The organism is Fuerstiella sp. (assembly GCA_022447225.1).
Classification (GTDB): Bacteria; Planctomycetota; Planctomycetia; order Planctomycetales; family Planctomycetaceae; genus S139-18.
On the sequence record JAKVAZ010000008.1, the window covers coordinates 164,864 to 176,963 of the forward strand.

Below are 12,100 nucleotides of genomic sequence, written 5' to 3' on the forward strand. Positions count from 1 at the left end.
GTTTCCAGAGAGGTCAAGAACGTCACCGCTTCTCTGCTTTTCTATCGTGGTGACATTCCCGTTAGAGATACTTTGCAGCCCGATGACTGACGGCCTATGGTCTGCCAGATTGTACCGATCTGACGCGGTACTTTCGTAACGCTGATTTTATCACTCATGATTGCCATTGTGCTCATTCAAACATGCCGGAAAACTCCACAGAACGATGGACGACCGACGATGCAAGTGAACTGTATGGCGTCGACCGCTGGGGGAACGGGTATTTCTCAATCAGCCCCGACGGAAATGTTCTGGTCCATCCCGATCGTGATCCGGACAGGTCGATTGACATCAAAGAACTGATCGATCGACTCAAACTGAGCGGCGTAGAACTTCCGGTTCTGCTGCGATTTGACGGAATTCTTAAAGACCGGCTGCGGCAGCTGAACTCAACCTTTGCCACAGCAATCGAGGACCACGATTATACGGGCACATACCGCTGCGTATATCCCGTTAAAGTGAACCAGCAACGTCGAGTCGTTGAGAAACTCATCAAGTACAGCTCAGCGCACGGTTTTGGTCTTGAGGCCGGCAGTAAACCGGAACTGCTGGCGGTCATTGCCATGGCCGGCGCGGACACCCCCATCATTTGTAACGGATTCAAAGACACCACGTTCATCAGGATGGTGATGCTGGCACAGAAAATTGGCCGGACCGTCATTCCTGTGATCGAACAGTACAGTGAGCTGGAACTGATTCTGCAGCAGGCACAAAGTGTTGGTGTTCGCCCACGGTTTGGAATGCGGATCAAACTGGCAGCCTGCGGGGCCGGCCGCTGGAAAGACTCCGGCGGTGTCAAGTCAAAATTCGGACTCACGACAGCCGAAGTACTGAGAGGTCTGGAAGTCCTGGACCAGCGAAATATGGCCGATTGCTTTTGTCTGCTTCATTTTCATTTGGGAAGCCAGATTACAGACATTCGCCGAATCAAGCAGGCTCTGGTGGAATCCGCCCGAATTTATGCCGATTTGAAACAGCGGGGCGCGGGCCTGCAGTCGATCGATGTGGGGGGCGGCCTGGGAGTCGATTACGACGGATCACAGACAGACTCCAACTCCAGCATCAACTACAGCCTGCAGGAGTACGCCAACGATGTCATCTACCACTTTCAGACAGTGTGCGACGAGGCCGAAGTTCCGCATCCCGATATCATTTCCGAGAGCGGTCGTACGATCGCCGCGTACTACAGCGTACTCGTGTTCAACATTCTGGGCGTCGCGCAACACAACGAACACGTTGTCGAGTCGTTACCGGACAATGCAGAACTTCCCCTGCTCACACTTGCGGAAACGTTTGCCGATCTCAACTCCGGCAATTTGACGGAAAGTCTGCATGACGCACAAACGGCGTATGAATCGGTTCTCGATCTATTCAGCAGCGGACACCTGACTCTGGACCGGCGAAGCATTGCCGAAAATCTCTATTGGACCATCTGCGATCGAATTCGCTGGATGGCGGCAAATATGGACCATATTCCCGAAGAATTCGAGCGACTTGACCGCACGTTGTGTGACACCTATTTCGCCAATTTTTCACTGTTTCAATCCATCCCGGACAGTTGGGCCATTCATCAGATCTTTCCAATCATGCCCGTGCACCGTCTGGAAACCTGTCCACAGCGGCATGCGGTGATTGGTGATGTGACTTGTGACAGCGACGGAAAGATCGATCAGTTTATCGGCCGGCGCGATGTCAGTCAGACATTGAATCTCCACGCATTTGACGGAACCCCTTACTATCTGGGCGCCTTTCTGGTGGGTGCCTATCAGGAAATCCTCGGGGACATCCACAATCTGTTCGGTGACACGGATGCAGTCCACGTGGACGTGCCGTCCAGAGGCGAAATTACGATCGAGTCGATAGTGAAAGGCGACAGTGTGCGTGACGTGCTGCGTTACGTGCAGTTTGACGGAGTCGATCTGGTCCGGCGAATGCAGTCCGCCGTGGAACAGGCCGTCAGAGAGGGCGCGATTAATCATCACGAAGCAGGCACTTTTCTTAAATCCTACGAAGAAGCGCTGGCGGGCTACACATACCTGGAGGAATCGGGCGGCTGATCAATCTGACTGACCGGAATCTGTCGAATCCCGCGTCAGCAGGTCATTCGTACCGCAGCACAGACCAAATCATTTTCAAACCCATGGATTCCGCATGACGACTCATCTGTTTATCGATCTCCCTGATGTCGGCCTCGAAGCCGCCGACGTGGTGGTGTTACCATTACCGTACGAAGGCACTGTTTCTTATGGAAAAGGGACGTCCCTGGGGCCCGCGGCAATTCTGCACGCATCTTCGCAGAATGAACTGTGGGATGAGGAAGTCGATTTTGATCTGGACCGTCTCGCCTATCACATTGCGGCCCCCGTTGTACCTGGTGACGCTCAACAACCGGGCGATTATCTTGAATGCGTGGCAGCGGAAGCACGGCGACTGCGTTCAGACGATCGACTGTTGATTGGTATTGGTGGCGAACACAGTGTGACTTTCCCGCTTATCTGTGCACAAACCGATGCCGACGATTTTTCAGACATCACGGTGGTGCAGATTGACGCCCACACAGACCTGCGGAGCGAATACGAAGGCTCAAATTTTTCTCATGCCTGTGTGATGCACCGCGTGGTGGAATCGGGAGCAAAGCTGATTGCAATCGGCATCCGGTCAGCCGAGCGGAACGAGTTCAGCTACGGACGTACCTCCGGCCGTGTTGAAACATTTTTTGCTCAGCAACTGGCCGGCAACCCTGACAGAGAACGGCAACTCATTGAACGCCTGCGACTGCTTTCCGGCAACGTTTACCTGACGATCGACGTGGACGGACTGGACGTCAGTCTGTGTCCGGCAACCGGCACACCACAACCGGGAGGACTGACCTGGTGGCAGGCATTGCGTTATCTCAGGGTGATGCTTGACGAAAACAAAAACATCCGACTGATCGGCTGCGACGTGGTGGAAACGGTCCCACAGCCGGATTCTCGCGTCAACGAATTCACGTCCGCCCGATTGCTCGGCAAGTTACTGGCCTACCACTTTGCCCAACGCTGCCCCTGAGACTTCGTGAACGAACCGACCGATCAGACATATGGTAACACAGGTCCCTGTTTGTTAGTCAACAGACTGGTTGCATAAAACAACGAACACTGCATCCGTTCAACAGGCTGTCAACAACAGCTGTAAACCGTCGATTAGAACGGCTTTTCAGCCGCTGCTGTTTATTCTGAACTCGGTGTTGTCGCTTCGCCGGAATATTCGGTTGCAGCTTCCTGGCTTAGAGAGGGCTGAACACGATCGGCAATGATGCGAAAATTTTGTATGGACAACAGTTGCGCGTGAATCAGGTCAAGCCCCCCGGATTTGTGCATTTCGAGAACCGACTGATCCTCCAGTTGACGCAGTCGGTTGCGATCGACTCCCCGAAATCCGGTCAGACGATTGGTCTCTCCAGTACCTAACGTCACATTGGCCTGCATTTCTGTAAGCAAACCCAGGTCCAGGATTTGCTTACAGAACTCTGTAGTGGCCTGAAAACTCAACTGATAACTCCTCAGGAACTCCAGCACGTTCTTGAGGTACATGGTTTGATTTCCGTCTGCATCAAACAGACGCTCCCCCTGCCCCTCACGGTTGAATCCGGGATAGCTCTCGTCAATACACAGCGTCAATGTCTGACCGTCGTCGGCACTGGAAAACACGAAAGGATATCGGCGGATAAATGCGGGAACATACTTGCCCTGCCACTCACCGTCTTCATTGACGAACAGATTCTCCTGTTGTCGGGTCCCAATGATCGCGTGCGGCAGAATGTTATCTTCGTTACCCGCAAATACGATAGGAAACTCACCCGCGGCGCTGAGGAACTCCGAAGTCAACAGTGGCACAGAATTCACATTTCGTGTGAATCCATAGTCACCCATTGGTTTCAGAGCCAGGTCACGGTGTTGTTCCTGGGAGACAACAGAAATGTTGTCGTAAAAAAGCATTTGAGTTGTCATCGCTCCGGGGCCCTTTTTTAATTATTAACATGTTCGCATTTTATAATGCGTCATGAGTCGGAGGCTCTGCCCACACCCGCTCTTCAGTGAACTGCTGCAGCCGTCCTGACGATATCACTATGCACTCCTCACCTGTTTAAAAACAGATTTTCCTCATGTTTTGCCGCAGTTTGACCTTTCTGTTGTTCGGGATCTTTCTGTTGTTCGAGATCTGATAGTAAGGCATCTTGCAGGTTGTCTACGCTGTCCCTGTTAGATCAAACCCGGTTCGCTGTTTCACGGAACCAAGTCGAAAAACGTGGTTGTGAGTCTGCTGATACGGTGGCGAATTCTTCAACCGGCACCAGTTCACAGACTTTCGTACGTGATACGACTGAATCAACTGCTACGTCTGAATCAGTCAAGTGATCCGGAGTGCTGCCAGGTGTGATTCAGTCTGTATGTTGTGAGTGAAAGGCATACTGATCGGATGTCATATACCGACCGGTCGACCTCACGATACGGATTCAATTTGTGACCCTCACACAGGTAAGATTCGCTCCAGGCTGCTAAAATTCGGTAATTGCACTCAGATCAGCATCCGTCAGGTCTGTTTATTTCTTCTGGAGTGATGTTCTGTCGCGTGACTGTTCAAAAACACTCGGCGGAAGACGGATCGTCAACAACCGGTTTCGCGGCAGATCTGACTCTTCCATCCAATCCTCAAAGAGAACTCGCGTAATTCCTGTAAAACTTGCGGCAACGTCGGTGCTGCAGTTTGTCGGAAGACAAACCCCGTAAACACGGGAATTGCCGTTCACCAACAGGCACGTTCAAAGACATGTCAGTAATGCTCCACGCAACTTTTGACAAGATGAAGACAGTCGTCTGTTACACGGTCTGTCTGCTGGCTGCGCGGGAACTTCATGCTGAGCAGCCCACAGCCGAATTGACTGCCTGTGTTGCCGCAGTGGCGATGCACAGCAGCATGGGAAAACCGGCGGCCAACCTGGATCGCGTTGAACAATGGTGCCTCAAAGCTCACGAGGCCGGTGCTCGATTCGCCGTGTTTCCGGAAGAGTGTATTACCGGATCGCTGAACAAATCACCAAGACCACCTGATGAAATTCGGCGTATTGTCGATGAAGCAACTTTGTTAGCTGTCCCGCGTCTGGAAGCGATGGCACGCCGTTTCCGAATGACACTGGTCGTGGGAACCATTGAACGGGAAGGCGAAAAATTTCGCAACTGCGCTCTCATCGTGGGACCGCGCGGACACTTAACCACGTTTCACAAATTGTGGCTGCCGAATAAAACTGAAGAAAAGTACTTCATCGCCGGCACCACATTGCCCGTTGTCCAGTCACAGGGATGGACGCTGAGTGTCGGTATCTGCGCTGACCTGAACCACGCAGACTATTTCCATACCGCCGCCGCGCACGGCGCTGAGATTTTCCTGCTGCCGGTGGGTGGTAGTGGAGCGGCAAAACTTGTCACTGACAACGGCGACCAGACAAAACAGGCCCTCTACCACAAGTCGCTCCACGAAAACCTGATGCGTCAGCACGCCATCGACACCGGCATGTATGTGTTTTATGCAAACCAGGCAGGTCACAGTGGCAATGACTGGTTCCCAGGACTGTCACTGGTTGTTGACCCCGAAGGTCGGCTGATTGATCAACACCTGCCGACCGAAGGCATGACCGTGACTGAAATATCAAAAACTTCTATTACGTCCCGGTCAAACAAACGGGCTGCGGTTACCGCAAAACAATGTCTTAACTCTTCCGGAAAAAACGTCGGTGTACGCATAATTTCCAGATGAAGCCATTGTCGCGAACGGCCATTAGCTGTTGTCCTGACCGATGAAACTCAGCTCCAATGAGCACAGCGGAAACCGGGTTTGTCCCCGGGGTTCCACCACACACGATGAATCTTCAGCTGCTTTTCGGCGAATCAACTCAAATGCCGGGTGCAGTCAATCCACAGTCTGTCGGCCCAACGATGCCACGTCTCGGTCACCAAGCAGACAATCGGCCTAATCATGCCACTCATCTCACCAGCCTTCGGTCAGTTCGGGACAGGTATCTTTCAGTATTTCCAAGATCGCCCGGTGGTCATTTAACTCGAGATGAGCGCAATCATCCGCGATCGAAGCGGCTGTCAGTACCTTGTGCAACTCCCGTCGGATGTGAACCGGGATCCGGGAAGGAAGTCTCCTGAACGACTCCGTGTACACCCTGTAACTCATGGGATCTTTAAACAGCCGGGTAACGAGATCCAGCTGGTTCAGGCTGCGTCCCTTCCGGTCACGAGGCCCCTTGGCCGAAAACTCCCTGGCAAAGACGGAGGTCCCTTTGGCGGGGCGTTGCAGTCTGCGATTCTTCTGTAAACAGCATATAGATCAGCAGGTCGTCCCGGGCCGAACGGCCTCTTAGAGAGGTCGCTGCGAACATCCCGGGTCGGTTCAAGAGCCTGATCGTAATCTCTGCCCCGGACTTCCTCGTAACCGGCCCGGGCGATCAGGTTTTACATCTGACTCTGGTGCTCAAGTACCATGAGCGCCACGATATCGCTGTGTGCAGAGCGGTTGGGACTCGTATCGCAGCAATCCGACAGGTCAGAGACATGGGCCCCGCGGCTGATGTCGCACAAGAACGATGCCCGGACCAGCAATCCACCGACCATGGTCGTCACCGAATTCATGCTGGAGCATCACCGCAAACACCCCGCCGATTTGTATCGCGTGCTGCAGCAAACGCGAAACATTCCGATGGAGTCATTTGAGGCACCGTTGGGCGACCTGTACTCCTGGTCATTGCCGTCTGGATGAGCCTACCCAAGGTCATGAGTCCGAGATCAAAGCTCATCTGAATCTCGCCAGTTTACCGACTGAAAGAGGTCATCTAGATATAACTCTCAATCACAGCCGCCCTCAAAACGAACGCCAATCACCAGGCCACAAACAACGGCTCTTAAGATAAACAAGTACCCCACGCAAATTTTCACGTAGCCCCAAAAGAAACATCGAGGCCAACACGGGGAGGGATGAACACAGGCCAGCACAAAACAATTTACTATACATTCATAAATTTACTTAAATACCAATATGGCCTAAAAAATCTGACCAACTTAACAAGCATAACAGACAGCACTCCCTTTCTGTTACTTGTCAACGCTTTAATAACCAACTGAGAATAAAGATCAACATATCTATCAACAATAAATAGCAGATCTTTCACCCCTAAGTTCGGACAAATCAACACCCTAAATATTCTTATCTTTTGCAGTAAAAACAACTCATTTACAAAGACGTCAGCCGGAGTTGTAATCGAATCCCCAATCCTATAACGCACAGTCACCTTATCCAGAAATCTCAGACGATGCTCACTTCCTGTTATCTTTAACCATAGAGGTAAATCTTCAATCATTTCGAAGCGCTCATCAGCCCAATCAACCTCAGCTAATAGATCTCTCTTCAAAAAGGCGGTGGGTGCAATATTAAAACTCTTTTTCAGTAAAAACTCAAACTGATCCCTGGCCTCCAGATTAAACAGGGACATATTCAATCTACTTGGCAACAATCGTATCTTTTTATTATTCACACATGAAAACTCCTCCATCCTTGAAAACAAACAAACAATATCCTGATCATTATTAACTGCAACCAGATTATCTTTAACACAATCCGGCATTAACACGTCATCAGCTGCGATAGATTTAATCCACTCACTTGTGGCTGCTTTCCAGGCTCTATTAATATTGCTAGAAACACCAGTGTTGCGATCGCTTGATATAACCCTGGTGGAATAAAACATCCCGCCAAATTCAGAGATCCATTTCTCTATTTTTTTTAACGTATCATCACTTGAACAATCATCACTAACGATGAGCTCTATATTATTAGCGCCTACAGATTGCGACACGATACTTTCTAAAGTATCGATAATCGTAGCACTAGAATTATAAGATATAACAGTGACGGAAACGATCATAAATAGAGATCACATTTAAACGTACTATACCCGATGTGCCATCCTGCTTATTACGCTCCCCAAAACTGAACCCAGCCGACACAAGCCTGTTCATTGAAATAAAGAGCCCGTGGACGAGCCGGGGAAATCTTCTGTAACTGCGCGCTGGATTTTCAGTAAACGAGAGACTGAGTTGATTTGGAGATCTTCAAATGTCGAAGACATCGAGTCCAGAAACCCCTCGGTTTTTCAAAGACAAGTTCCACCCTGCCTGGATCAATTTCTGACTAAAGTCTGGTCACTACGTTGTCAGCAGCCAAGGTTTCAAAGTTAATCGGTGCCCGTTCAAAGTCAAAATTTTTCTGGAATGAAACATCGCAAACGGACGGACGGTCAGGCCCAGGCTGAGCAGCAGCAGAAAGGTTTTTGCGGTGTTGATCGCATTCATCCCACGGGGCAAGATGGACGCAGAACTGGTCGTGCACAGGTACAGTCGTCCGGTGAAAACCAGATGCACCTTTTACAGCATGTAGACCTGTTATGTGGAATTGGCCAGCTGCTGTGCGTGACTGAAATACAACGAACGCCCGACCTGACCACCCTGCTCAGTCGATCGGCCAGTATTTTGTTCCACGCCACGCCCCGGTTTTCTCACCATCGCCGGAAACGTCAAAAGCTGAATGAGCCACGTTTACTGGTAGACAGGCGGAACTCAAAATTCCTGTCAGTTATCAATTTTTGCGCTGGAAAGTGTGTATTCCGGCCATTGCTCAACCGTAGCAACCACGTCCGCAACGGTCGAAAAGCGAAAACGCTGCAGCAAATGACGGAGCTTTCGCTGCGTCGTACGCAGGTTAACGTAATATTTGAAGGACTTAATGCGTGGCAGTGGCAGTCGTGGCTGATCCGGGTCGATTTCGCGGGGATGGATATAGCACATGCCCACACGTTTCTGGCGATGATTCTGGCGAAAGCCGGCGTTGATTACCGATTGCGGCAGTAATCGAAGATAGCCCCCGCCGGAAAATGGAATCGCCCGTCCCAAAAGTGTCATTACGGAAACCGGAAAACACTTGACCTGTCCGTCGGATGTTTTCAGTAGAAACGGATCGCGGTGAAGCCCATCAACGCCGCCATTGTCTCGTCGGGCAGGGACCAGGGACACGTCAACCTCAACTCCGTTTCGACTGAGAATAGGATAGGCCCAGAAACATTCATTTGTGATTGAAAAACTCGGTGCCCGATACACGGAAACCGGCTGTCCTGACAGATCGCGCAGAATCGCCAGACTTCTCTGAAGATCTGTCTCGAATTCATCTGGAGTCATCGTGTAAACAAGTTGATGAAGGTAGCCGTGGCATCCGATTTCATGCCCGGCACCGGCGAGTCTCCGGATCAGAGACGGATGTTGTTCGGCGACCCAGCCCAGACAAAGAAACGTTCCGCGAACACCGGCATCATCAAGGAATTTCAGCAGGACATCTGTGTTCCGGACGACATGTGATGGTGCGTCCTGCCAGGTGGCCGGATCGGAATAAGGGGTCTTCACTCCGCAAACATGAAACCACTCTTCAGTATCGACACAAAACGCGTTCAGCATTGTCCGGGACTATTTTCTGCAGGAGCCGAACAAGGCGTCATTGCCGGACGACCGTCCTTCGGATTGACATTTCTCCTGCGACGCAGAACACACACTTGGCTTGGATTCGGGAAAGCTGCAATGAATTCCTCAATTTCCAGCGAGCTTTGAGCAACCAACTCAAGGATCCGTTCCGTCTCCACGTAGAACGAACTAAACCCCAGCAGGACCCGGCCGTTCTCGTCCAGGTAATCCGGCACACACTTAACGAAACGTCGAATAAGTTCCATCCCGTCGGATCCCCCATCCGTGGCCACCTCCGACAACCCTCCGATCACCCCCTTTGCCGGAGCATCGCGAGGCACGTAGGGCGGATTCCAGAACACCACATCAAAGGCACCGCTGCACGCCTCGAACATGTCACTTTGGCGCAAGTCGACATTGACAGCATTCTTTTTGACCGTCCGACAGGCGTGTTCGACAGCGGACGGTTCAAGGTCAACACCGAATGCCGTGACCTCAACGTGTTTGCAGAGAAAGATGCTGAGAATCGCGTGTTCGCCGACGCCGATTTCCAGCGTCCGACTTCGTGGCTGGACGTGTTTCAATAGCGCTTGTCGAAAAACCAGTGTCGTATAATCCCAATACTGGACTCGTCGGCCTTTCTGCACGTCTACACCGAAGAACCACCGGGTTATCAATCGCGAGTTTCTGATGCGGGGGGCAAGCATTTTATTCACTCGCATCAGTGGAGCGGCATACCACCGCCTCACATTCATCAGCTGTGACTCCCGGTGCCGGGATCCGTTTTCGGTCTCCGGTGCGTGATCCAGCTGTCCCCCATCACCAGCGCATCCGTGGTGGAATCGGCAAACGTTGCCAGCGCCTCCTGTGGACTGCACACGATTGGTTCCTGAATGTTAAATGAAGTGTTAAGAAGCACGGCAACACCGGTCCGTTCTTCGAAAGCGTCGAGTAATTTCCAGTACCGCGGGTTCACATCCCTGTCGACTGTCTGCGGACGCGCCGTTCCGTCCACATGAGTCACCGCAGGGATTCGATCTCGTGCCCCCTCCCGCACGGGAACGATAATTGTCATGAACGGCGATGGTTGATCGATTTCAAAGTACTCCGACGCCTTTTCCGCCTTCACACTTGGCGCAAACGGTCGGAACAGCTCACGCTTCTTGATCTTCGCGTTGATTGCATCACGAATGGAATCGGAACGAGGATCCGCAAGAAAGGAACGATTACCGAGAGCACGCGGTCCAAATTCCATAGGACCCTGCATCCACGCAATAACTTCACCCCGTTGAAGTGCATCTGCGGCGCGGGCGATGAGTGCCTCTTCGGAGAGTTGTTCGCAGCAAATCTCCGCCTGCGACGCGACTGCGGATTCGATCTGCCCCGTATCAAACTCCGGACCAAACTGTGCGTGGCTGACCGGATCGGGACGCCGCCCCGTGAGCGTGTGGTACAGAGACATGGCGGCCCCAAGCGACCCACCGGCGTCATGGGGCACCGGTGGGACATAGATCTGCTCGAACACCCCTTCCCTGAGAATGCGGCCGTTGGCCACACAGTTCAACCCGCACCCCCCGGCAATTGTAAGATTCCTCATCCCGGTCTTTTTGCGAAGATCGATCGCAAGGTCCAGTACAACGTCTTCGAACGCACTTTGTGCCGATGCGGCAATGTGACGATGACGATCGTTGAATTCCGCGGTGTCACTTTGCGGACGGGGATCACCGAAGTGATGCTGAAACGTCCCGCTGAAATCTCCCGCGAGAGCACGATGGTAATCCAGTGCTTCCGTACGTACCCGATAAGTACCGGGATGCGGGGTTACCAGATAATTCTGTCGAATCCAGTTCGCACCGGAGGGATCGCCGTACGGGCTGAGTCCCATCAGTTTGTATTCCCCGTCGAGCATCCGGAAACCGAGGAATCCCGTAATCGATGAATAGAAATGTCCGAGGGAATGAGGGAGAAGATGTTCGTGCAGAACCTTAATCGTATCTCCCCGGCCAACACCGGTTGTTGTGCAGGCCGCTTCACCCGCACCATCCATAATCAGAATCGCCGCTTCGTCAAATGGTGACGCAAAGTAGCATGACGCCATGTGTGCGAGATGATGGTCGACGTATTCCACTCGCTGTGGCTTCACACCAAAGTGTTTTGCAAGCTTGGAGCCGATTCCGAACATTCCCGTCCAGCCTGCGTCCTGACCTTCACTGTGGCCACCACGCCACACAGTCGTCGCCCGGTTCATTTTGCGCAGAAAATCAGACGGGTGACTGACCATCAGCTTCAGCAGATACTGAAATCGATGCCTAAGTTTGTACGGATCCCAGTAGACGGACACAGCATCGATGTCAGCGAGCGACGTGTTTCCGGCATCCAGAACGAACTGAATCGACTCATAGGGAATCCCGCCGTCGTGTTTCCGCCTTGTGAAACGTTCCTGTTCAACGGCGGCAACGACCTGACCGTCGCGCAGCAACACGGCCGAGGATTCCGTCATGGTTGTCAGACCAAGG

At 52.1% G+C, this 12,100-nt stretch carries 9 protein-coding genes; 4 read left to right on the forward strand and 5 right to left on the reverse strand.

Going from position 1 to position 12,100, the window contains the following annotated elements; translation table 11 throughout:
- Positions 1–182 precede the first annotated feature (182 nt).
- Both speA and speB read left to right on the forward strand, forming a co-directional pair.
- On the forward strand, positions 183–2,096 hold the full coding sequence (gene speA, locus MK110_09955; protein ID MCH2211616.1) for a biosynthetic arginine decarboxylase: 1,914 nt from the start codon (positions 183–185) through the stop codon (positions 2,094–2,096).
- Between the two features lie 94 nt (positions 2,097–2,190).
- Entirely contained in the window at positions 2,191–3,087 is an 897-nt protein-coding gene (gene speB, locus MK110_09960) for an agmatinase (protein MCH2211617.1), read from the forward strand.
- A 161-nt stretch (positions 3,088–3,248) separates the two neighbouring features.
- On the opposite strand, the gene MK110_09965 is transcribed toward speB, so the two are convergent.
- Complete coding sequence (locus MK110_09965; GenBank protein ID MCH2211618.1) at positions 3,249–4,028, reverse strand: SapC family protein; 780 nt, start codon at positions 4,026–4,028, stop codon at positions 3,249–3,251.
- A gap of 820 nt (positions 4,029–4,848) precedes the next feature.
- Between MK110_09965 and MK110_09970 the strand changes: the two genes are divergently transcribed.
- Positions 4,849–5,832, forward strand: a complete 984-nt coding sequence (locus tag MK110_09970; protein MCH2211619.1) for a carbon-nitrogen hydrolase family protein — start codon at positions 4,849–4,851, stop codon at positions 5,830–5,832.
- Between the two features lie 732 nt (positions 5,833–6,564).
- Positions 6,565–6,840 (forward strand): hypothetical protein, encoded by a 276-nt coding sequence (locus MK110_09975; protein MCH2211620.1) that lies wholly within the window; start codon positions 6,565–6,567, stop codon positions 6,838–6,840.
- 244 nt (positions 6,841–7,084) lie between these two features.
- Here the strand turns inward: MK110_09975 and MK110_09980 are convergent, their stop codons facing one another.
- From MK110_09980 to MK110_09995, 4 genes are all read right to left on the reverse strand, one after another.
- Positions 7,085–8,002, reverse strand: coding sequence for a glycosyltransferase (locus MK110_09980; protein MCH2211621.1), 918 nt, complete (start codon positions 8,000–8,002; stop codon positions 7,085–7,087).
- 703 nt (positions 8,003–8,705) lie between these two features.
- Positions 8,706–9,581, reverse strand: a complete 876-nt coding sequence (locus tag MK110_09985) for a polysaccharide deacetylase family protein (GenBank protein MCH2211622.1) — start codon at positions 9,579–9,581, stop codon at positions 8,706–8,708.
- Entirely contained in the window at positions 9,575–10,339 is a 765-nt protein-coding gene (locus tag MK110_09990; protein MCH2211623.1) for a methyltransferase, read from the reverse strand. The genes MK110_09985 and MK110_09990 overlap by 7 nt, the downstream gene beginning before the upstream one ends.
- Positions 10,339–12,084, reverse strand: coding sequence for a hypothetical protein (locus MK110_09995; protein ID MCH2211624.1), 1,746 nt, complete (start codon positions 12,082–12,084; stop codon positions 10,339–10,341). The genes MK110_09990 and MK110_09995 overlap by 1 nt, the downstream gene beginning before the upstream one ends.
- Positions 12,085–12,100: the final 16 nt, after the last annotated feature.

Coding starts and splice junctions, on each gene's coding strand:
- speA (MCH2211616.1), top strand. CDS start 183: ATGCCGGAAAACTCCACAGAACGATGGACGACCGACGATGCAAGTGAA.
- speB (MCH2211617.1), top strand. CDS start 2,191: ATGACGACTCATCTGTTTATCGATCTCCCTGATGTCGGCCTCGAAGCC.
- MK110_09965 (MCH2211618.1), bottom strand. CDS start 4,028: ATGACAACTCAAATGCTTTTTTACGACAACATTTCTGTTGTCTCCCAG.
- MK110_09970 (MCH2211619.1), top strand. CDS start 4,849: ATGTCAGTAATGCTCCACGCAACTTTTGACAAGATGAAGACAGTCGTC.
- MK110_09975 (MCH2211620.1), top strand. CDS start 6,565: ATGAGCGCCACGATATCGCTGTGTGCAGAGCGGTTGGGACTCGTATCG.
- MK110_09980 (MCH2211621.1), bottom strand. CDS start 8,002: ATGATCGTTTCCGTCACTGTTATATCTTATAATTCTAGTGCTACGATT.
- MK110_09985 (MCH2211622.1), bottom strand. CDS start 9,581: ATGCTGAACGCGTTTTGTGTCGATACTGAAGAGTGGTTTCATGTTTGC.
- MK110_09990 (MCH2211623.1), bottom strand. CDS start 10,339: ATGAATGTGAGGCGGTGGTATGCCGCTCCACTGATGCGAGTGAATAAA.
- MK110_09995 (MCH2211624.1), bottom strand. CDS start 12,084: ATGACGGAATCCTCGGCCGTGTTGCTGCGCGACGGTCAGGTCGTTGCC.